The organism is Lacinutrix sp. YIN62, assembly GCF_057219185.1.
The window spans coordinates 1-22,656 of sequence record NZ_JBXVVH010000031.1 but is presented as its reverse complement, the minus strand read 5'-3'; the positions used below and the strand labels follow the sequence as shown (position 1 = coordinate 22,656).

At 31.5% G+C, this 22,656-nt stretch carries 16 protein-coding genes and 1 tRNA gene; 8 read left to right on the top strand and 9 right to left on the bottom strand.

All coding sequences use genetic code 11. The features are described 5' to 3' along the window. Positions 1-141: 141 nt before the first annotated feature. Positions 142-954 (bottom strand): DUF6503 family protein, encoded by an 813-nt coding sequence (locus AC2D8I_RS15110; protein WP_484706882.1) that lies wholly within the window; start codon positions 952-954, stop codon positions 142-144. A 132-nt stretch (positions 955-1,086) separates the two neighbouring features. Continuing rightward, on the bottom strand, positions 1,087-3,048 hold the full coding sequence (locus AC2D8I_RS15105) for an endonuclease (RefSeq protein ID WP_484706881.1): 1,962 nt from the start codon (positions 3,046-3,048) through the stop codon (positions 1,087-1,089). Positions 3,049-3,670: 622 nt separating this feature from the next. On the opposite strand from AC2D8I_RS15105, the gene AC2D8I_RS15100 reads away from it, so the two are divergent. From AC2D8I_RS15100 to AC2D8I_RS15070, 7 genes are all read left to right on the top strand, one after another. Beyond that, positions 3,671-3,823 carry an SsrA-binding protein gene (locus AC2D8I_RS15100; protein ID WP_484706880.1) on the top strand — a complete coding sequence of 51 codons (153 nt, stop codon included), beginning with the start codon at positions 3,671-3,673 and terminating at the stop codon, positions 3,821-3,823. A 204-nt stretch (positions 3,824-4,027) separates the two neighbouring features. Further along, positions 4,028-4,101, top strand: a tRNA-Arg gene (locus tag AC2D8I_RS15095). Positions 4,102-4,334: 233 nt separating this feature from the next. Continuing rightward, positions 4,335-5,591: a site-specific integrase gene (locus AC2D8I_RS15090; protein WP_484706879.1), complete on the top strand. Its 1,257-nt coding sequence runs from the start codon at positions 4,335-4,337 to the stop codon at positions 5,589-5,591. 99 nt (positions 5,592-5,690) lie between these two features. Next, on the top strand, positions 5,691-6,542 hold the full coding sequence (locus AC2D8I_RS15085; RefSeq protein ID WP_484706878.1) for an RteC domain-containing protein: 852 nt from the start codon (positions 5,691-5,693) through the stop codon (positions 6,540-6,542). Between the two features lie 338 nt (positions 6,543-6,880). Continuing rightward, positions 6,881-7,108: a helix-turn-helix domain-containing protein gene (locus AC2D8I_RS15080; protein ID WP_484706883.1), complete on the top strand. Its 228-nt coding sequence runs from the start codon at positions 6,881-6,883 to the stop codon at positions 7,106-7,108. A 170-nt stretch (positions 7,109-7,278) separates the two neighbouring features. Then, positions 7,279-7,773, top strand: a complete 495-nt coding sequence (locus AC2D8I_RS15075; protein ID WP_484706877.1) for a hypothetical protein — start codon at positions 7,279-7,281, stop codon at positions 7,771-7,773. A gap of 38 nt (positions 7,774-7,811) precedes the next feature. Then, positions 7,812-8,495 (top strand): P-loop NTPase family protein, encoded by a 684-nt coding sequence (locus AC2D8I_RS15070; protein ID WP_484706876.1) that lies wholly within the window; start codon positions 7,812-7,814, stop codon positions 8,493-8,495. Between the two features lie 581 nt (positions 8,496-9,076). On the opposite strand, the gene AC2D8I_RS15065 is transcribed toward AC2D8I_RS15070, so the two are convergent. From AC2D8I_RS15065 to AC2D8I_RS15035, 7 genes are all read right to left on the bottom strand, one after another. Beyond that, positions 9,077-9,790, bottom strand: a complete 714-nt coding sequence (locus AC2D8I_RS15065; protein WP_484706874.1) for a M48 family metallopeptidase — start codon at positions 9,788-9,790, stop codon at positions 9,077-9,079. Beyond that, positions 9,790-12,822 (bottom strand): type I restriction endonuclease subunit R, encoded by a 3,033-nt coding sequence (locus AC2D8I_RS15060; RefSeq protein WP_484706872.1) that lies wholly within the window; start codon positions 12,820-12,822, stop codon positions 9,790-9,792. The genes AC2D8I_RS15065 and AC2D8I_RS15060 overlap by 1 nt, the downstream gene beginning before the upstream one ends. Then, entirely contained in the window at positions 12,815-15,232 is a 2,418-nt protein-coding gene (locus tag AC2D8I_RS15055; RefSeq protein ID WP_484706870.1) for a GmrSD restriction endonuclease domain-containing protein, read from the bottom strand. Before AC2D8I_RS15055 ends, AC2D8I_RS15060 begins: the two co-directional genes overlap by 8 nt. Beyond that, positions 15,222-17,075, bottom strand: coding sequence for a DUF262 domain-containing protein (locus tag AC2D8I_RS15050; protein WP_484706869.1), 1,854 nt, complete (start codon positions 17,073-17,075; stop codon positions 15,222-15,224). Before AC2D8I_RS15050 ends, AC2D8I_RS15055 begins: the two co-directional genes overlap by 11 nt. A gap of 1 nt (position 17,076) precedes the next feature. Further along, entirely contained in the window at positions 17,077-18,285 is a 1,209-nt protein-coding gene (locus tag AC2D8I_RS15045) for a restriction endonuclease subunit S (RefSeq protein ID WP_484706868.1), read from the bottom strand. After that, on the bottom strand, positions 18,285-20,696 hold the full coding sequence (locus AC2D8I_RS15040) for a type I restriction-modification system subunit M (protein WP_484706867.1): 2,412 nt from the start codon (positions 20,694-20,696) through the stop codon (positions 18,285-18,287). The genes AC2D8I_RS15045 and AC2D8I_RS15040 overlap by 1 nt, the downstream gene beginning before the upstream one ends. 222 nt (positions 20,697-20,918) lie before the next feature. After that, on the bottom strand, positions 20,919-21,071 hold the full coding sequence (locus tag AC2D8I_RS15035) for a hypothetical protein (RefSeq protein ID WP_484706866.1): 153 nt from the start codon (positions 21,069-21,071) through the stop codon (positions 20,919-20,921). A 463-nt stretch (positions 21,072-21,534) separates the two neighbouring features. Between AC2D8I_RS15035 and AC2D8I_RS15030 the strand changes: the two genes are divergently transcribed. Further along, positions 21,535-22,224 (top strand): hypothetical protein, encoded by a 690-nt coding sequence (locus AC2D8I_RS15030; protein ID WP_484706865.1) that lies wholly within the window; start codon positions 21,535-21,537, stop codon positions 22,222-22,224. The last annotated feature ends 432 nt before the right edge of the window (positions 22,225-22,656 follow it).

Here is a 22,656-nt window from a genome sequence, read left to right as displayed (position 1 = left end):
ATCTTCTGGTTTCATAAATGTGTTAAAGTTAATAAATAAAAAAATCTCGAGGGTGAATTAAACCCCGAGATTTTTAAACTTACACAGTTTATGAGATACTGCCTTAAAAATCTAACCCTTTTTTATCTTGGTACTCTAAATCTATTCAGCCATATTCAAATTAACCACTTCTTCAGTTTCAATTCGAGATAACTCTACCAATTCTCCTTTTTCATAAAGGGCAGGCAAATCTGATAATAAGGTTTTCAAAGGCGCTTTATAGTTTATATAATCCTGAAATCGCACACCATCTACCAATCTTTGATTATAAGCACTTCTAAATCGAACACCCCCTTGATTTACGTGATAACTATAAGCTAAATAATCCACCGTATTTGTTTTAGCATTTACCCAATAATAAAACTCATCGTCATGATCTTCCCCACCGCCTTCTTCATTAAAAGTAACTTGAATAACATGGTAACTCTCGTCTTTTATTATTGTCGTACCTTTATATGCTTTTTTAACAGCCTCATCATTTAATTTATATGGTAATGTTGCGAAATATATTACGGAATTCAATGCACCAGTATACCCTTTAATCGCTTTAGCATTTAAGGATTTCGCTTCGCTATTTATAAATCTAGAAAACTTACCATCTTCTATAACATCCACAACCGTATCTCCTTTTACTTTTCGTTTTACTTTATATTTATAATGGTCTCCTGAGTTTGTAAAAGCATACGTATTGGATCTAAATACAAACTGATAAGAGGCACTATCATATAAATGGCCGCCATGCGCCTCGATAGCTTCATTAATAACAACCTGAGCTTTATTAACTGGTTTTACTTCCGGCTTAACAGCTTCTATTGTTACATCTGTTCCCTCTAATTTTTTCTCATTATTTTTATTACCACAAGCGACTATAAATAGTAGTAAAAATAAAGTAATATACTTGACTATATGTTGCATTTTATCCTATTAAGTTAAAATAATTATTATTAATTCCAATTTAAGTCTATTTTTCACAACAAACCTTACTGTTATATTATATTACTATTCTACTATAACAAAAGCATTTATCCATAATACCTAACGGCCTCACTATTGCACTACAATTTTCCTCACAATTACCAAGCCCTGCACTTCAATTCTTGCCATATATATTCCGCTAGCTAAATTTACATCTAAAAAAGAATTATTATTTAACACTATCGTATCAAGCTCTCTCCCTTCAGAAGTGAATATGGTAACCTTATAATTATTGTATGCTCCAGTAATAAACAATTTATCGTTAACAGGGTTTGGAAATAATCTGGTTTTTTTAATTTGAAATGCATCTACACTCAATGAATTATTCCAAACTTCACCAACGTTATTTCCCCAGATATACTCTACCAAATCTGGATGATCAATAAATGGGTTTCTGTTATATTGCCATGTATAAACCACATTATTCCTATTCATTTCATAATCGTCTGGCGGGTCGTTTCTGTGCCAATCCAATAGCGTTGCTAAATCGCCCAATTCCCCATCACCTAATACTGTAGGAAAACCATTAACAACTTCCAATCCATTATATCTAATATCTAAAAACAGTACACTTCTAGCAACATCTCCTTTAAAACTCCCTAAGTTTCCTGCCGGCCCATTATAATCGCCATAATGCCTGTTACTTCTAACACTATTTTCTGGGCCATCTGCCACTCTTAAGGCATGCGCATCTGAATTTGCATGGCGCAAAGAATCTGCTTTAGTAGTCCAAAAAACATCTACTCCATCAGCCATATCATCGGCTTCAATATCACTAAAACCTCCTCTAGAGCGCGGAAAAGTATGTTCCCTATTCCATTTCCCAAAATTACTACCACTAGATTGTAAATCGAGCTTAGCTCTGCCCTGCTCTGTGTACACTAACCAAACTTCATTACTATTTTGAGGGTTTACATCTGCCGCTTTTAAAATATCTATAACATCGGCATATGTTTGTGCTCTAACTATAGCTGGATTTGCCACAATACCCTGTAACGCCTCTCTTAGAGCAACATCCGACAAACCATCAATTGCATTATAATACCCATCAGGCTGCGTACTCGTTACTACATCAAAAGTAGGATTTACGGGTGTCCCATAAGGAGCCACAATATAATCATTGTCTACAACTCTTAATTTAACATAATTATTAAATGCAATATATGGTGATTGCAACCCTAAGAACTTAATTAGTAACTCTTCATCACCTTCATTTAAATTATCATCGACTAGCGTAATACTTGTTGTTACTGAGTTTTGACCATTAGGAATTGTTACAGTTGTATTCCCTGTAAAATCTGAAACATCAAAACCATTATTATTAAGTGTAACACTAAAAGTAACGCTATCTGTTACATTAGTTTCCGCTGTAAACGTTATATCAAATGTTTCACCTTCTCCATATTGCGTTTGAGTAGTCGCAATTGTTATAGGATTAAAAACAACCCCACTTCCATCATTCAACTGTCGAGGAGATGGACTACCAACAGTATACGTTACATCATCATTATTTAATTGAATAGACTCTGTCGTTTTATTACCGTTCAAATTTTCATCTATTTGAAACGTTTCTCCCAACAAACCTTGCAAAGTTACATCATCTGCGTCTCCAGTTTCATAAACCAAAGCATCTATTAAATTTACAGTTGTCGCCAATGTCCCTTCTGGAAAATCGGTAGCATCAGCTTGGTAAATAGCGACTGCGTCTGCGCCTTGTTGTATTAGATTACTAGGTATTAATATTTGAGGAAAAGGAGTCACTGTAGCACTTCCTAATAGCAATAACCCATTCTCATCGGTAAACATTCCATCTAAATCTAATGCGTAATAACTGGAATCCATTCCACTGGAAGACCCATTAAACAACACCAATACATAGCCGTCCAAACTTGCATTAGGATCCGGTGTTTTTAACTCAATAAACTCTTGTGTATCGACACCAGGGGTATCACAATCTAGCTCGTTAATGGCCACTTGACCAACAGTTAATTGATTAAAAAACAGAACAATCAACAAAAACACTACTTCCCTCATTTTATTATAATATTATATATTTTTTGCTAATGTACGTAACCTTTGTATAACAATTCTTTGATCGTTTCCTTCACTCTTTTATTTACAGTCTCGTTTTTACAATTAGAATGATCTAAAAAAATGAAATGCTAGTTTTAGCTACTTTTTTTAAACACAATTTCCCTTGAATAAAAAAAAAGCACTCAAAAACCCTCTACAATTATTACATATTAAAACAAAATACAACTATAACAACTACAATTTACAATACAAATAAAGATAATTAAGTTTCATTCTGGAATAGATTACATTTTTTTACTTATAAATATAAATTCAATTTTATCATTTCTATTCTTTTTATTTGGATAATAGCACTCCAAAAATATATATTGAATAAACAATCATTAAAATGGTTGGTTTTATTAACCTTTAAAAATTAAAAAATTATGATCGCACTTGCCAAACTTGTTATTGATATTATCTTATCGATATTTCTGTAATTTCATAAAAAGAAAAACTTAGTCTAGAATAAGTTTTATCTTTTTAAATCCTTGAACCGTTTTTGGCAACTCGACAATAAAATGATAATTTTGAATTAATTCTAATTTTTATAAAAAGGTCCTTTTCATTTAGAAACATAACTATGAAAAAACAACTGTTTAAAGTACTTGCCAAAATAAATAAGGCTGTATTACCTAGCTATACAAAAAAACGATTGGATATAAGTAAAGCCAACAAACTACAAATAGCTGTTTTTGGATGGCGACTCTATGTTACTAAAAATGCTTTGGATTAATAAATCCTTTTTTCTTACACTACAACACTATTTAAAAAAAGGCTACCAATGCTACTTCAAAAAAAAACAAAAAATCATTTCACAATCTACTCATTTTCAACAACCTTTAAGTTTAAAAAAAATAAAAACTAAAAAAAAGAAATAAATCCTTCTTTTATCTTGTCCCATATCTAAAAAAGAAATATATTTGCACCCACAAAAACAGGCCTCGTGGCGCAACTGAATAGCGCACTTGATTACGGCTCAAGAGGTTACAGGTTTGAATCCTGTCGAGGTCACTAAAAGCTGTTTCAAACAGCATCAAAACCACGTAATTCTTATGAATTACGTGGTTTTCTGGTTTTTAAAGCAACATTTAAAATGATACCATTTGCTTTAATATGTCAGTTATCCGTCAGTTAATTTTCAAAGTGTCAGTTTAACTGACGCTTTCATAAAAAACGCTGAATGTATTGCTATAGTTGATTTGACTTTCGTCAAGACGATTTGTTTAATCTTAAAGACGACAACTATGCGGTCAACACACACATTTTCAATTCTCTTTTGGGGAGACCAAAAGAACGCCATTAATGGCGATGTATTAATCTATGCTCGAGTTACTGTAGATCAAAAACGATCTAATATTAGCTTAAAAAGACGCGTACCTCTAAATCTATGGGCCCCTAAAAAGAAAAGACTTAGAGGAAACTCAAAAGAAGCACAAAACGCAAATCAATATTTAGATCAGGTTTACACTCAACTCTTTCAAATCTACCAAGACTTAAAATTTAAAGATGAGCTTATTACTGCAAAACTGATTAAATCACTTTATACTGGAGATAATCAACAAAGCAAATCTTTAAAAAACATTTTTAGTTATCACAGTGAGAAAATCACAAACACACTTGCACCTGGCTCCATAAGAAACTTTGGCATTACAGAAAATTACGTATTTAAATTCCTGGAGAAGAAAAAAAATACCTCAGATATTTATCTCAACCAACTCAATTTTGAATTTTTAAGTCATTTCGAATTATTCCTTTGTGATATATGGCCAACAGGCCACCCAAAAGCATTAAGCAACAATACCAGAATGAAACACATACAACGCTTACGAAAAGTCGTTACGCTAGCCTATCATTTAGAGTGGATTAACAAAGACCCTTTTGTAAGATGGAAAATGACTTACAACAAAACAAACAGAGAGTTTCTTTCTGAAGGCGAATTAAAAAACCTTGAAAACAAGGTTTTTATTTCAAAACGGCTAGATCGCGTGCGCGACCTATTCATCTTTAGTTGTTATACAGGTATCAGTTATGCTGACATTATGAAGCTTAAACCTAATAATTTAGTCATTAGTATTGATGGCGGTAATTGGATAATGACTAAAAGACAAAAAACAGACACTATAGTTAAAGTTCCCCTACTAGAACAAGCTTTAAGTATTATTAATAAATACAAAGACCATCATAGTACAGCTATAAACAATTCGTTACTACCAATATTAACAAACGAAAAGCTCAATATATATCTAAAAGAAGTTGCAAACTTCGTTGGCATCCAGAAAAACCTAACCTTTCATATGGCTAGACACACCTTTGCCACAACGATTACTTTGTCAAATGGCGTACCAATTGAAACAGTTTCTAAACTCTTAGGCCATACAAAAATTTCAACGACACAAATCTATGCTCGAGTATTAGAAAACAAAATAAGCGCAGATATGAATGCACTAAAAGACGTTTTATCAAACAAAAACAGAGAATTAAACCTCAAAAACAACTCATAATCAAAAGGTTACATGAATTTTAAATAAAACCTTATCCATTTGCATTTTGAAATAAATAATGTGTTGTATCGTTTAATAAATTAGTCTAAAGTTTATCCTATGCAGCACATTACCTTAATCATAGAAAAGTATAAAAAAGAATTAGAACAAATTAAACAGTCTAATTTAAGAAACCTAACAGTTTTAAATAATGGCCTAAACCTTTCGATTAATACACTAAATCAATTACGAAAACAACTCAGAACAACAAACTGCTTTAACAACCAGGAAGAAGAAATTCGCTTCTTTAAACTAGATAAACCATTTATTAATGGTCGCATTAAATTCTTTTCAAAAGTAAGACGATTTATTTTCGAGAAGCCTAACGCAGGTATCATAAAGCAGATTAATTATATCAGCGGTATGATAGACAAACTCGAAAAACATAAAATGAGGAATTTAGAATTCTTTCAATACACAAGGCATTCCAACACATCATTAGACCATATCTATTTTGTAAGAGGCAACGACAAACTAAACTTTCCTGTAGACACCTCGCACTACTTTACCGATCCCGAGTTCTCTACAAGTCACGATAATCTGGCGGCACAGGTAATTAGCTATGATTTATTATCAAATTATTACCAAATCGAACTCAAAATACTAAGAAAGCAAAACGAAAATATTATTAGCGAAGAAACAAAGCCTACTATTCTCAACGATCTATCCTGGACAGCTTCTAAAACAGACTTAGTAGAGTTAATTTATGCTTTGCACAGTTCCGGAGCCATAAGAAATGGCCATGCAGAAATTAGTAAAATAGTAGAAGCATGTGTTACATTATTTGATATCAATCTTAACAACTTTTATAAAACCTATACAGAAATTAAAAATAGAGAGAAAGACACCACTAAATTTTTAGACCTTTTAAAAATAAGTCTTGAGAGACGTATAGACCGCGATAACAGCTAAATAAAGCTAATAGCTACACCCATAAAATCACACCCCATAACTGTTAAATTATTTCGGTACTACCGAATCCATACCGAAGAAAATCACATAAATAATAGCAGCTTTGTAGAACGAAAGTCAAATCGATAGATTCATGAACACCTGTTTATTAAAATAGAAAAGTTCGTGAGCTAAATCATATTAATAGCTGCCATTAATAACGAAAGTTAGAAGTGGTAGCTTTAACTAAAACAAATTTTACAATGACTACAGAAAACAACGGCTTTGCGAGCCAAACTAAACGAAAACCAATACTACGCGAGCAAATTATTACTACAGATGACCTCTACGAATTTAAAATGCAATTATTCGGAGAATTAAAAAAACTACTTACCGAAACCCCAAAAGCAACACAAAAAAAATACCTTAAATCTGCTGAAGTTATGGAAATGCTTCAAGTAAGTCCCGGAACATTACAAAATTTAAGAATCAATGGCACACTTCCCTACACCAAAATTGGCGGAATCATTCTCTATGAGTATGACGAAATATTAAAAGTACTCAAAGATAATCGCGTAACTTCATAAGATATGTTTTGGAAGACGTTAATTATATCAAGCACCTCAACGCAGTATTTCGTCACTTTTCAGAAGACAGCAGACTTAACCCTACACACATTAGCTTATACCTCGCTTTTTTCCAAGTATGGAACTACAACCGTTTTAGATACAGTTTTCACGTAAACCGAGACGATATTATGAAACTATCTAAAATTGGTTCAAAATCCACATACCACAGATGCACCAAAGAGCTGCATTATTATAAATACCTCATCTACGAACCATCACATAATCCATTCAAAGGATCAATAATTAAGATGCTCAAATTCGAGACAACCTCTGGACAAGCTCTGGACTTAGCTGTCCCAAATCAAGGACAAGCACTGGTACCTTCTAATAAACATATACAAACAATAGAAAACAGTTATAAACTAACTAAGCCTAAAAATGAAAATGAAGTTTTAGACTTTTTTAAAAAAGAAAAGTGGCCAGAGATAGAAGCGCAAAAATTCTATAATCATTATCAAGCCAACGGTTGGAAAATTGGCGGAAAAATTAAAATTGAGAATTGGCAAGCTTCAGCAAAAAACTGGATCCTAAAAGCTGCAGAACTTAAAACAGAAAAGCAACTGCACCAAAATAGAGACAACCTACACACGGTAAGAAACAAAGACTACAATCAACCGCTTTAATTCCCGCATAGGCGGGAATCTCTTAAATGAATACTAAAATGACTAAAACGGCAACATATTTTAATCCAAAGCAACCTCACATACTCATTGAAGGCGCTACGCAATTTGAGCTAGGCAGTTTTGATGGTAAAGCCATCAACTACAATTTTCATAGCATACTCACCTATCTGGATGCAAAAGGAAAAATACTCTTTGATAAAAACTTCAAAATCTACGAGGAGGACCACGAGCTCTTACTCAAACTAACAAGCTACTTTATTCAAGACCATGAGTACTGTAAAAAACTAGACATCAACACAAGCAAAGGCATTTTATTGTCTGGCCCCGTAGGTTGCGGAAAAACAACATTAATGCGACTACTCCCCTATCTCGTACCACATAAAAAATCATACGCTTTTATTCCGTGCCGGAATATCGTTTTTGGCTTTAATGGCATTGGCTTTAAAATGATTGAAGACTATAGTGATAACAAAGCATATTGCTTTGATGATTTAGGGGTTGAACACATAGGAAGACATTACGGTAAAGATTGCAATGTCATGGGAGAAATTCTCATATCAAGATATGAGGTGTTTAAGCAAAAAGACATCTTAACACACATTACAACCAACCTTAATGCAGAAGAACTTCAAGAAAAATATGGGGAGCGTATTAGGTCACGGATGCGAGAAATGCTGAACGTAATAGCATTTGATGCTAATTCAAAAGACAAGCGTTTGTAGTTCAGTATTCACGAGTACCTATTTTAAAAAATAGATATGGAGCGAGTAAATGTTCAATCTAATAAGTTCCCCCTCAAATAGTTCTGATAATTGCAATTAAACATGCACAAACAACCATTGTAAAAATAGATATCAAGCAAGCAAATACTTAATTCAATTAGCTTCATTGCGATTAATACAACTCAAAGAACATAACTCCTATAAACAGCATCGCAATTTATTAATTACTTACCAATAATAACACGTATTAACAGTAACCGATTTAACGGGTTGAGACTTTAAAAGCCAACCTTAAAACGCTCCCTTTGAAAATGTTTTTAAGTTCTCATTAAGACTAAAAGTGACACATAAGGCTTCACCTTGCTTAAAACCAATTTTTTACTGTAGCCATATTTCAGGACAAGACACAACCCCATTAACCTAAAATCCCCATCATAAGGTCTGGTAGGTATTTACGAACTTTCAACTCAACACTTTTACGAGTTTTACCTTCTCTTTCAAGGCCATTAGTTGTCAATTGTGTATCACCTCTAATTATTCCAAAATCGTTTGTAATGCATCCTATTATTAATGTCATATTCTTAATATTTCCAATCTATATGTCTAAAAGGCAGTTTGTTTAATTCTTCTCTATAGAATCTCCATTTAGGCATAAACTCATTCATATAACTAACGAATACTTCATTATGAGTACGTTCTAATAAATGTACTAACTCGTGAACCACAATAAATTCAATACATTCTAAAGGTTTTTTAGCTAATTCTAAATTCAACCATATTCTTTTAGCCTTTATATTGCAAGTACCCCATTTAGTACGCATCTTTTTTATACCAAACTCATTAGATTGTACGCCTATTACTTTTTCCCATTTCGCTATTAATTTTGGTGCGATTTTTTTTAACTCACTACGATACCATTCTTCAACAACTTCTTGTCTTTTTTCTTCCGAAGTGTTGGGTCTTACAAATAACTCAATGGTATTGTGTTTTAAAACAACTTTAGGCGGATGGTTGTGTATTATAACCTTTAGTAGATAACGTTTCCCTAAAAAATAATGACTTTCTTTTGTTAAGTAATCTCGTGGTGTTTCCCGTTCTTGATTCTCAAAAGTGTTTTGTTGCTTTTTTATCCACTTCAATTTATTTAATGCAAATACTCGAATGGTATCAATATCCATTCTGTTTGGTGCAGAAATACGAACAACACCATTAGGCGGATATACGCTCAAATGAATGTTTTTTATATCCTTTTGTTCTACTTCAATTTTTATTTTACCTAACTCTATATGTTGCATTAATATTCTCTTTGCTCTCTGATTATAGTAAACACATTTTCAACCATTTCAACATCATTAAGAATCTTAAATAACTCTTGTTTTATTTCTCTTTCCTTTGGTAAATTACCTCGCCAACCATCTCTTTTTACACGTTTTACAGCACTATCAATTTGCATTGCTAATGCTTCGTCTTTATCTAAATTGTTATACAACGCTCTTTGAGCTATGGTTACTAAAGTATCCGGTGTTTCTTCACTTTTACCTTCATTTACACGTTTAGCTAATTCAGCAATTTTTTCTAAATACGCTGCATAACTAATGGCATTTGCTTTACGTTCTTTTATAATTTCAGATAATAATTTAGACATCTTCTCAAAGAAAGCTGGGTCAATTAAATGCTCTTTAATTATCTTCTTTCTAACGTTGTTTTCAATAGTTTCTGCAATTGCACCTTGATTTGCTTTTATATCTTCAGGCATTGAGTTTATAGCATCTGCAATACCAGATTTAACAATGATGTCTAATAAAGACATATCTGCAAAAGGGGAAATAGTTTCAGGCCCATCTGCTTGAATATAGGTGTCAATTAAATGACGCATATCTGCTTCATAGGTTTTTAAATCTAATGTTTCTCCACTTGCCTTTTTTATCTCCTCACGTAGCTTTAAATAATGGTCTAATTCTTTCTTTATGCTTATTACTTCACTTTCTGAATAACCTGCATCTTCCATTTCATCTGCAATATTAGCATAGGCACGTATTAGAGATACTGTTTTTTTATACAATGCTGTACGTTGTGTTTCTCTTGCTTTTAGTTCTGCTTCAACTTCTGTATTACCACAGAAATAATGTATATATGCTAACGTGTCTTTTGGTAATGCAACAGGCTCACATAAAATATGTATTGCTTCTAAAGCATTATCTAATCTCTCTTTACCAACTTTTAAACGGTCTTGAAGCATTATATCAATATCCTTCGCTTCAAAATCATCATAATCTAAATCTGTAGTATATACTGCAACAGCATTTTCTACTTTTTTAAATAGGTCTTTATAATCTACTATATATCCAAATTGTTTGTCTGCTGTATCTAATCTATTTACTCTACAAATTGCCTGGAATAAACCGTGGTCTTGCATACTCTTATCTATATACAAATAGGTGCAACTTGGTGCATCAAATCCTGTTAGTAGTTTAGATACCACAATTAAGAGTTGCATATTAGCAGGTTCATCACCAAACTTTGCCTTTGCCCAATCTTCATATTGTTCTGTTGTTTTTGAGCCTAATATTTCTGTATACAAATTATACATAAACTCTTTTTCAGTATCTGTACTTGCACCTGTATCTTCGGTAGTCACATCACTTGTATGTGGTGCGTATGAGGTAACGATAGCGCATTTGTCTTTTAAAGGTGTTTTTAGAAACAGCTCATAATATCTACACGCTTCATAAATAGAACTTGCGACTAAAATGGCATTTCCATTTTGAGAGGACAAACGTTGCTTTGTACTAAAATCGAAAACTATATCTGTAACTACTCTTTCCATACGAGAACGACTGCTCAATACTTTTTGCATTGTTCCCCATTTCTTTTTGATTTCAGATTTTTGAAAGTCGTTTAAACCTCTTGTCTTCACTTCAAACCATTCGTCTATTCTTTTTTGTGAGGTTAAGCGTTGGTCTATATCTCTGGCTTCATATACTAAATCTAATATGACACCATCTTCAACACCTTCATTAAATTTATAGGTGTGTATGTACTTACCAAATATTTCTAAACTGGTTTGCTTGTCTTTCTTTAATAACGGTGTGCCTGTAAAACCTACAAAAATAGCATTAGGTAACATTGCTTTCATAGTACGATGTAAACGACCACTTTGTGTACGGTGACACTCATCTACAAATACAAATAATTCCCCTACTGTTTGCGATGGTTGACTTTCTATCTCTTTAATAAATGCATTGAAATTACCTGCATCTTTTTTACCAAACTTATGTACTAAAGAACATAATAATCTTGGTGTAGGACTGCTTAATTTTTGCATTAAATCTCTACCGCTTTTAGTACGATATATTTTCTCGTCTGTCGCTTTAAATACGCTTTCTATTTGCTTATCTAACTCATCACGGTCTGTTAAAATAGCGACTCTTGAATTTGGATTATTTTCTAAAATCCATTTTGCTAAATACACCATAGTGATACTTTTACCACTACCTTGTGTATGCCATATAATACCACCCTCATATCTATTAATATGCTTTTGTGCTTCTTTTACTCCAAAATATTGATGTACTCTCGGTAGTTTTTTAACGCCTCCATCAAAAACAATAAAGTTATAGATGATTTCTAAAAAACGTTCTTTATCACACATTTTCAACACATACTTATCTAACAGATTTCTGCTATTATCTGTAATATCTTCTTTCCATTTTAGATAATATTTTTCAGGTGTTTTAATTGCTCCATAGCGCAAACCTTCTGTATCATTACCTGCAAACAAATATTGAACCGTAGCAAAGAAAGGTTGAATAAAACGGTCTTGTTGATTGGTAATATTTTGACGAATACCATCATTTATAGTAATGGTACTTCTTTTTAATTCTAAAACACCTAATGCAATACCATTTACATAAATAACGATGTCTGGCCGCTTTGTTTTGTTACCTTTTATGGTGACTTCTTCTGCAATAGCAAAATCATTATTATCCCAATGTTTCCAATCTATAAAATGCACTTTCTCGGTATTTTTACCTACCTCTGTTTTTATATCTGCACCATAGCGAAGTAATTCATACACATTTTTATTAGTAGTATATAGGCTATCACTAAAATTATTAGCTGTTGTTTTTAGCTCATAAATAGCTTTAGTAATTTGAGCATCATTATATCCTTTTTTAAGTAAATAAGCTGTTAGATATTCTTCTTCGATATTACTATTCTCTCTATTTTCTTCCCAATTACCTAAATAAGTATAACCCAATTCTTCTTGGAATAATTTTACTACTCTATTTTGAGTGATACGCTCTATACTGCCAACTTTACTCATTATGATAATTTTTTAATGCATTAGATAAGACTTTAATAAATTCATCTACAGCATTTATGTTTTTAATTGGAATTATTCTCTCTTTTGAGGTGCTAATATATTCCTCAAGAAACTCGTTATCCAACTTCTTTTTTAATTCTATTTTATATGTTCCTGTTTTATCTTTACCATTTGGATAATAATAAACTTCAATAAAGTCTTTACCATTATTATTAATAGCAAAAAAAGGAATATTAGTATTTGTTCTAAAATTATTCACATCGTTATATTTAAAACTAAAACCTTTAAAATCATTGTTCTGTTTTTCAAAATGTAAATACAATATATAAGAATATATATCTGCGTGTTTACCGTTATAGGTTTTTTGCTTTATTAAACGAATATCTAAATCGTGATAAAAATCTATAAAAGTTTCATTACAGTATGACATTACTTTAGGATATTTTATAAAGTACTTTTTCCAATCATCTATAAGCGAAGCATCAATAATATTATTATCACTTTGGATAACTTCTTTTAAAGTTACAAAAGGGTAGTAATCTGCATCACCATTAAATACCTTTCTCCAATTATCATTTCTTGCTCTTAAACTTCCTGCATCATTCTTATTAAACCTAAATTTATTACCAGAGATATGTACAAAATAATCACCTTTCATTAACAACTCATGTTGCAATTCCCAATGTTGTTTTTCAACACTTTCATCAAAATAACAAGAAACTCTATCTGCATAAAGATTAAATACTTCCAAACTATCTTTGTTTTCGTCTGGCATTAAATTAAATAAGAATCCTATTTGGCCATAGAAGTAATTATTATTTTCTTGCTTTATTATAGCTTCTTTAAAGCCTTCAATTTTGAAATATTTCAGTTTGGTAGTTTCTTCTTCTACTTGATTTTTAGCAAAGAAGGAAATGTTTACATTATCTGATAGCAGGTAATCTGTTATTCTAAATTTATTTTTAGATAATTCTTTTAATGATGTAATTGCATCTATAAAATTATCTGGATTTTGTATGTAAGTATTGTAAATTAAGTTACGTGTAATACGCATCCATTCTTTAAACTTGTATTCTCTATCAACCTCCTCAATTAAATGTATGTCGTTTAAAAACAGGATAAAAGCATAATAATAAACTCTTTCATAATAGTCGGTGCTTTTGCTGGCACTTGATAAGAATTTATAAGCTATATCGTTGTTTTTTGTAAACGGTAATTGATAAATATCTGTGAGCCAACTTTGATATACTGTTAAATCATTATCATTTAAACTATTTAATGTTTTGAATAAGAAGTTTAGAGCTTCAACTGAAAAGAATTGAGCCTCTTTAAAATCTCGTAAAGCAATGTAGCTATTAGTTTTTGTAACTATGCTATCTATAAATTTTCTTTTATTCTCATTCTCTTTTGTTAGGTAATCTAATAAACAAATACTTTTAAAATAGTTGAATATTGTATTATCAACTTCATATTCTTTTTTAGGTTTATACGACCAGAAAAGGTCATACCAATCAGTATCTACTTTATATGCCCAGTTTACCTCATCAACTACTTCTTTAGTTTCTTGTTGTAACCACGCTTTGAAATGTTCAAAATCTGAAAGAGTTTTACCTCTGGCATTCATTTTTACATACAACTCATCCGTTTGTTTTAATTCATCTAAATCCAAAAAGTCAAATTGTATTGTTTTCTGATTTATAAGCCTACTCCATAATGCAGTAACATCTATTTCCTTATCATTATTTACTTGTTTATTAATTTCATCTAACATTACAAGCATACCTTTTACGCTTGGGTCGCTTAACCAATTGCGTAGAAACCAAGTATTGTTAATTATGCGATTTGATAAAGCGTCTGTATTAAAATCAACTATATTTAGTTTATTATCACTATTGGTAATTGCTAAACAAAAATCTGTAGTGGACTTTCTTGTTTTGTAGCCAAAGCCTTTTAAAATATTAAGCTGTTCGGTAATTTCATCTTTACCCAAGCGTTGAATGATGTACCAATGCAGTAAATAAAGTGTTGTCAATCTTTGCTGACCATCTAATGGGATTAATTTAGTATGCGGAATATCAGTACTAATCTCTTTGTTTTGCAGGTTGTATTCAATACCTAAATCCAAACTGTTAGCATAGCTTTTTACAGCTGTTAACATAACATTTACAGCTTCTTTGTTACGTTGTAAAATAAGTTCTTGCTCTTTTCCTTCTATCTTACCATATATAAAACCTAAAGAAAGTTGTTCTTCCTCATTTAAAGATTTTAAAAGGGATTGCACAAAGTTAACACGGATTTGATTGACTCTTTTTTCGGTACGACCTTGAGCATAATCTCGCTGTATTACAGGTATTTCAATTTGATGATTCTTTAATAAATCCCAAAACGTATGTATGTGTTTACTCTCCATCTTTAACTGGTTTTAAATTAAAAAAAGAAGTAAATGTTTTCACTATGGCATCTACATACTGTTTTCTATCCTCATAACCCCAATAGCTCATTTGAAAAGTCAATGTATCTTGTGTATAATATTTTAGGAAGATGTTTTTTGTTGCTAAAGGAATAAAGGCTTTTACTCTATTATCATTTTCATCTAAATAGCTACCTGCATCTATTTTTAGTAATTTATCTCGCTTACTCACAAAATTATCATTGTTAAAATGGCTATTGGTAATTCCATCTAACAAGCACAAGTTTTCTAAACTATGTTTGTTAAAAACATCGTTTGTTAGGGTCTCTAAACTACTCATTATATCCTTTAACTCCCTTGTAATTGATGCGTGAGCATCTAATGTTTTGATGCAATCATCAACTTTAGAAAAATCAATATCTATTTCTTGATGCTCGTTTGCCTTTTTAAAGTTTTCATTCAAGAACTTTAAGTCTTTAACCCAACCTACTACTTGTTGTACGGTTTCAAATTTTTCTGAATTTTGAGCGTGTATATGCTCTAAATTCCAAAATGTTGTTTTAAATAAATGAAATGGAAAACGATATGAAAAATCACTATTCTCATAAGAAATCAAATTGAATAAGAGTAATATGGAATGTGTTTGTTTGGGCGTTTCGTAACTTAAATTCTCTAATTGATATTTTTCTACATCAATATATTTTTCTTTAATGAGTTTAGTTAGGTTTTCTTTAAAAACAGATTTAGACGTTATCTCTTTATATTGCCCTATTATAGATTTAACATCATTTAATTTTTCGTAAATGATAAAGCCTATTAAGTGATACAAACTACGGTTATTATACCACTCTAAAAGAATATCATAGATGTTTTTTACTTCAAACCATTGTAATGGGTCTTCCGTAAAGCTTGGTGCTTTATTTTCTTCAATAAAATCATCTAAATACTGTCTATAAGCAAACAGTTTATCGTTAGATTTATTTGGTTTTTGTTTTACATTGTTAAATAGTAAATCAATACGGTTGGCTTGGTCTTTATCACTATTATCGTTACTTACAAAATACCAAAAATTATCATCTTGTAATTTATTTTCAATAGCATTCCATTCTTGTGCAAACTGATTTATTTTTAATACTTGAAGTTCGTTATTTGTTTCATTTTTTAGTTGTAATACGAACAGGGCCTTAATCAACTCTGCTTGTGCTAAATCTATTTTACCTTGGTTAAAGTTGATAAAAACTTCTTCTGAAGATTCGTTACTCACTACATTATACCAAATGACCTTGGTATTGTAAAACAATTTATTTTTAAAACTATTTAACTGTAATTGGTCTCTTTGGTCTACCCAATACCTAATAACACAGTAAGCCATAAAGAAATGGTAATTATCTACATTATCATTTTCTCTAATATGCTCTATATAGGTCTCCCAAAGTGCATTAACCGATTTTTGATTTGGTTCTGTTGACTGTTCTGTAACTGAATGTAGATTATGGATATCTTTTAAAAAGGTTTCGCTTGCTACCCTTGTTTTATAACTTATGGTAAATCTTTTAGCATCTGAGTTAAGAATATTCTCTTGTTGTAAAATACTTAAAATGATAAATAAGGTAGTGCTACGCTGTTGCCCATCTAATAGCTCAAAACTATTTTCTGACAATTCTTTTACAACAATAGGTTGTAAGCAATAAAACCCATTTTTAGAGGCATCAAACTCCTCTATATCGTTAAGTAATTCTTCTACTTGACGAATATCCCATTTGTAACCTCTTTGGTATTTTTCTACTACAAAATGATAGTTTTCTAATTGGTGTATGGATTTTAATTCAAATATATTATCCATACTACACCAACCTAATTTTACCCGTTAACAAGTTTTGCATTAAGCCTTGTTTTACCATTTTATATTTTGATAGCTTTTGTTCTAATTGTTCGATTTCTGTATCCATATCGGAAAGAATATTAGCTATTTGTGTTTGTTCTTCTTTTAGAGGAATAGAAACTTCAATTTGTTTTAATTTTCCTGGGCTAATTTCGAGAAATGTACTCCCACTTGCATTTTGAAGTAATTTGTTTTTTAAAGTCCCCATTAAATAGTAAAGAAACTCGTTGCTAGTTTCATCACATGATATTAAAGATTGAAATCCCTGATTTGTACAGGCTTCAATTTTTAGAATAGCCAAATCTCCTATACCTGCCCTTGATGTTAAAAGAATCGTTCCTATTGGTAACATTTGTGCTGAAGAATTTGAGTATCCTTCTTTTGTGATTTTTCTTTTACTATTGCTTACATACTTTTTCTTTCCTATTTCAGTAGGTGTAAACCAATTTATATTTCCATTCCAATATTCGGAATTGAATGAGCTTGGTGTTCCTCCTCCAATAATTTTCGCAATATCACCCAACTTCTTCACCTCCCAATTTTCTTTAGGTGTTAAGAGTTGTTGCATAACACCTTGTTTAATGGCTCTTTTTTTAGTGAGTTTTTGTTCTATAGATTGAATTAAATTATCAGTATCGCTTAATACTTGGGCTATAGCTATTTGTTCATCCAATTTCGGGAGAGGTATAATAATATTTCTTATATCTTCTAAAATTAAGTTTTGATGTGAACCTGCTTTAACTTTACTTAATAATTCATTCTGTCCAATATTTGATTTTAGGTAAAACATTACCCAATCTAAATATTCTTTTTTCTTAAATTTTGCAACACCAACTGCACCACCTATAAAGGCAATTTCCTTATTACTAAAAACACCAACTTTACCAATACTGCCAGAGATAGAAATAAGAAAACATCTTTCATCTAAAAGAATCATAGGAAATCTTTTCGCAACACTTTCAGGTATAAAATAATCAGTTTTAAAATTTATGACTTTTCCGTCAAAATCTTTGTTCTGTATAAAAGGTAAAGTATGCTTATCTCTTTTATTTCTTAATGTTGGTTTAATATGATTTGAATAGTCAAAACCCGTTTGCTTTGTAAATGTTTTACAAAAGGATTCAAACGTGCAAATTTCCCAATCTTTTGGCAATACTTCTTTTAATTTCATTAACTCCATACAAAACCCATTTTTTGTAAGTGTGTATTCACTTTGGTTTCTAAACTTTCTACTTCATTATCAATAAGAGGTAATGGGTTTTCATAGCGTTCTGCTAACTCTTTTACTCTGTTAGTTAAACGTTGGCTTATATGGTCTATCTCTTCTTTTAAAGTGCTTTCTATTATGTGCATCCATTTATCATCTACTACCAATTGTTTTACCTCATCTACTGTTAAAGTTGGGTATTTTACATAGAGTTTTGTATCCAACTCTTTTTCTGCTTCTTTAATGGTTTTGCTAGTCGCAGTTTGTTTTGTTAGTAGCGCAATGTACTCTTTTAAGACTTTTAATTCATCAGCTATATCTGTGTCGCCTTTTAATTCTTTAATACGAGCATTTATAGTGGCTTTGTTTACTTTTTCCATCTCTCCAAAATAACCACCTTCACTACTGTGTTCTTCCTCTAATTCTGTTAATTCACTTGATATGGTTTCTTTTTCTGCTTGTAAGTTTTCTAATGCTTTTTTTTCTGTTTTAAAATAACGGTTAATCACTAAATCTTTAGGTACAAGGTCGCACGTCCAACCTTTATCAACTTTCTTTTTAGCTTTATCTTTTACAATTATTCTATAGGTTTCAGCTTTCCAACCATCTTGGGTAATGATGTAACTATCATCTTGCATGAGTTCAAACCAATAACTCATTAAATGTTGGTACATATCATAAGGGTCTATCAATGCCTTATTGGCGTATTGATTTAACAAATTTTCAGATAAGCTATGTATTAATTCTTTTGGGTTAAAACCTTGTGTTAAGGCTTTTAAAGTGGTGGTAGTTTCTGTTTTCCATTGGGAAAATAAATTATCCATTCGCGTACTAAACCCCACAAACTCCGGATGCTCAAAAATGGTGGTTTTAATCTCCTCTTTAGGTACTTTTAAGCTACTGTAATTAGGTCTTTTACTTTGGGTAAATAATGCGCCTTTTACATTAGGATATACATCCCAAAAGTGTTGCAATGCCTTAATATCAGCATTAGGAATATCACCTAATAAATGCGCTTCAATATCTTGTATATCTTCTGTTTCTTGACTTTCTATATATCTTGGAATATTAAGATTAAACTCATTGGCTTCAATATCTGTTAATGACACCATTTTGCTAAAGCCTGGTATGTATTCTTGATTATTAAATACGTCCGCTATTTTATGAATGTCTTTTTCTTGCAAACGGTTTTTATTACCATCTTTAATAAAACCTTTACCGGCATCTACCATAAAAATACCTTTTCGGTTTTGGGCATTTTCTTTATCAATTAATATAATACACGCAGGAATGCCCGTACCATAAAATAAGTTGGCAGGTAAACCAATAATGCCTTTTATATAGCCTTTACGAATTAAATTCTGACGTATTTCTGCTTCTGCATTTCCTCTAAACAAAACACCGTGAGGTAAAATAACGGCGCCTTTACCGTGACGTTTTAATGAGCGTACAATATGTAATAAAAAGGCATAGTCTCCATTCTTTGCAGGTGGAATACCATAGTTTTGAAAACGGTTATATGGAATATCTTCTGGCAAGTTTAATCCGTTGCTCCAACGTTTATCACTAAATGGTGGATTGGCTACTACATAGTCAAAGGTTTTTAGGTTGTCACTAGCTGCGTTTTCAAAGAGTGGTTTTGCTAAGGTATTCCCTTGTTTTATTAATGCAGTTGGTTCGTTATGAAGAATCATATTCATACGAGCCAAACCAGAAGTAGCAGAATCTTTTTCTTGTCCGTACAACGTTACTTTACCATTAGCGACATCACTAATTTTTAATAGTAAAGAACCTGAACCACAAGCTGGGTCATATACCGTTGTTTCGGCAGTTGTTTCTTCTTTATCAATACCAATTATTTTAGCCATTATTCGGCTAACTTCAGCAGGCGTATAGAATTGCCCCTTACTTTTCCCGCTTTCTGTAGCAAAGTGACGCATTAAATATTCGTAGGCATCACCTAAAATATCATCACCTTCCGCTTGGTTTTTACTAAAGTCTAAACTTGGGTTTTCAAAGATTGCAATGAGATTGGTTAATCTATCTACCATTTCTTTTCCGCTACCTAATTTGGTAACATCATTGAAGTCTGGCATATCAGATAACTGATTGGCTTCTGCAATCGGTGCAATTATCTTTTTATTAATTTGGTCCCCAATATCTATTGTTCCTTTAAGTGCAACCATAGCTGTAAAACTTGCACCATTAGGAATTGTGATTGGTGCATAGGGTTGCCCCGCCCATTTGTCGCTTATATATTTTATAAAGAGCATTACCAATACATAATCTTTGTATTGACTTGCGTCCATTCCACCTCTCAATTCGTCACAACTTGCCCATAGTGAGCTATATAATTCTGATTTTTTTATTGCCATTCTGACCTAATTCCTTTGATTGATTTTAATAGTTATCGAACCCTAAAAATATAAATCTTTTTTGTAGGAATATGGAATAATTCCAAGTAAATTTTTAATGACAATACCCCATTGGGTTTCTTGGGTTATAGTGGGGTATTTATACTACAATTTTTGCTTTCTCCTTTAAAGTTTTCAAGAGGCTTCATCATATTGTTTTTACACCATACCTTTGACTCTATTTTAGGTGCGTCCCATCGCTTCGATTAATTCTTCTTTCATTATAGTCTCAACTACATCTACATATTCTGCTGTGGTAGAAATACTATCATGTATTGTACATATTGATGCTTTTAGATATTCTATAGAAATACGTTTTGCGATAATATCTATCATTAAGTAACGTTCAATACTCTACAATAATCTTAGAAGTAGCGATTTGTCCTTACTCTTAAGCTGTCCAAATACCTCATACACGTATAAGAACATCTCCTTAAACATCTTCTTTGGTTTTGCATCCTCTTGCCTCAAAAACCCTCTTATCTGTAAATAACACTTGAAAAATTGCTATTTTAACCTCTTCTTCCACAAATCATATATCGCTATGTATAGCCCATAGATTTGAGAGACTCTAAAAAAATGGAACGTTTAATTATTTACTGCAACAGAACCACTCTCCTTTTATTTTTTTAAACCTGATTTAAAAAATAAAACGAACAACATGATATATCTGTCATTTAGAAAATAGTTTATCTTCGCTTTTGCTAAGCAAACGTTTTTCACAAAACAACACATATACTAAAACGTTAAGTGCAATACTAGAACCCCTAAAATTATATAGGTCTAAAAAGGAAAACAAATGAGAATTCATGAAAAATATACTGAAGCCTTAAAATCATTTACAGAATTTGTAACTGTTCATGAATGGGCACAAAGAGTAGCTGAACTTTACCCCCTACTATTAGAAAAAGCTGAAAAAGAAGCACAAGCCCAAAAACAAGATACGACAGGTTTGCGAGAAATTGCCGCACGAATCTCATCACGATTATCCGCTGGCAAATTCAATTATATAGAAATAGATGATAGTGAACGACCTCGGAAAATTAAATTCCTAACCGCTGAAGAACGACAAAACAATAAAGAAAAAGAATTAAATGAGGATATTGAACCTATCACTCGTGCCGAAATAATTAATCTGGCTAAAGACAAATTCAAGATTTATGAATTATATCGGTTAGATGAATTTAAAAATATACAAAAAGCATTTAAAGACTATTTTGGATTAGACTTTGAGCTTGATCACGCCCATGCATTATTAGACCCCAAAAGCGGAGGAATTCATCATCCCGACAACATCCAATTACTAATGAAATATCACAATGGTAAAAAAAGTAATAAATCCTGGAAACGGTTTAATTTTAATGAACAAGAAAATTACATAAAAGATGCTATTAAATTACAAAGCAACGTAGCTGACAGTTTTAAAATTGAATTGAATAATGAAATTCTTTCTCAACTTCTAAATCGCTTAAAAAGAATCTACTGTTAAATTAAATCATTAGGAACAATACAGTTTTAGAATATATCCCCCAGCACCAGCCCCCCTTACAAAAGCCCCTAAAAACATACAAAAACGCCTTTCACAAAAAGCCTTTACTTTGTTAAGCCCAGCAGCTCTATTGAAGCTATTGAAAAAACATCTAAAACGTTTTTTTTAAAACTAAACAGTTCTAAATTAAACCGATTAATACTTTTTCAAGGGCTACTAAATAGTCTGCATTCCTCTTTTTTTTTTTGCAAAACAAATAGATTTAGAGCCCCATAAAAATTAGACCAAATAACATTTATTTACTAAAAAATAATAAACGCCCCTCCTAATTATAACGTTATAAATTATAATTAAATGATTCTAAACACAATACATTTTAAAAATCATTTTACGCAAAAAAACGTAGGTTCTTTAAACTTAAAAAGTTAATTT

Bases quoted from the DNA above. Each gene is read 5' to 3' on its own strand.
- AC2D8I_RS15065 (WP_484706874.1), bottom strand. From the start codon at position 9,790: ATGCAACATATAGAGTTAGGTAAAATAAAAATTGAAGTAGAACAAAAG.
- AC2D8I_RS15030 (WP_484706865.1), top strand. From the start codon at position 21,535: ATGAGAATTCATGAAAAATATACTGAAGCCTTAAAATCATTTACAGAA.
- AC2D8I_RS15090 (WP_484706879.1), top strand. From the start codon at position 4,335: ATGCGGTCAACACACACATTTTCAATTCTCTTTTGGGGAGACCAAAAG.
- AC2D8I_RS15050 (WP_484706869.1), bottom strand. From the start codon at position 17,075: ATGGATAATATATTTGAATTAAAATCCATACACCAATTAGAAAACTAT.
- AC2D8I_RS15105 (WP_484706881.1), bottom strand. From the start codon at position 3,048: ATGAGGGAAGTAGTGTTTTTGTTGATTGTTCTGTTTTTTAATCAATTA.
- AC2D8I_RS15085 (WP_484706878.1), top strand. From the start codon at position 5,691: ATGCAGCACATTACCTTAATCATAGAAAAGTATAAAAAAGAATTAGAA.
- AC2D8I_RS15080 (WP_484706883.1), top strand. From the start codon at position 6,881: ATGCAATTATTCGGAGAATTAAAAAAACTACTTACCGAAACCCCAAAA.
- AC2D8I_RS15070 (WP_484706876.1), top strand. From the start codon at position 7,812: ATGACTAAAACGGCAACATATTTTAATCCAAAGCAACCTCACATACTC.
- AC2D8I_RS15040 (WP_484706867.1), bottom strand. From the start codon at position 20,696: ATGGCAATAAAAAAATCAGAATTATATAGCTCACTATGGGCAAGTTGT.
- AC2D8I_RS15060 (WP_484706872.1), bottom strand. From the start codon at position 12,822: ATGAGTAAAGTTGGCAGTATAGAGCGTATCACTCAAAATAGAGTAGTA.
- AC2D8I_RS15045 (WP_484706868.1), bottom strand. From the start codon at position 18,285: ATGAAATTAAAAGAAGTATTGCCAAAAGATTGGGAAATTTGCACGTTT.
- AC2D8I_RS15055 (WP_484706870.1), bottom strand. From the start codon at position 15,232: ATGGAGAGTAAACACATACATACGTTTTGGGATTTATTAAAGAATCAT.
- AC2D8I_RS15035 (WP_484706866.1), bottom strand. From the start codon at position 21,071: ATGATAGATATTATCGCAAAACGTATTTCTATAGAATATCTAAAAGCA.
- AC2D8I_RS15075 (WP_484706877.1), top strand. From the start codon at position 7,279: ATGAAACTATCTAAAATTGGTTCAAAATCCACATACCACAGATGCACC.
- AC2D8I_RS15100 (WP_484706880.1), top strand. From the start codon at position 3,671: ATGAAAAAACAACTGTTTAAAGTACTTGCCAAAATAAATAAGGCTGTA.
- AC2D8I_RS15110 (WP_484706882.1), bottom strand. From the start codon at position 954: ATGCAACATATAGTCAAGTATATTACTTTATTTTTACTACTATTTATA.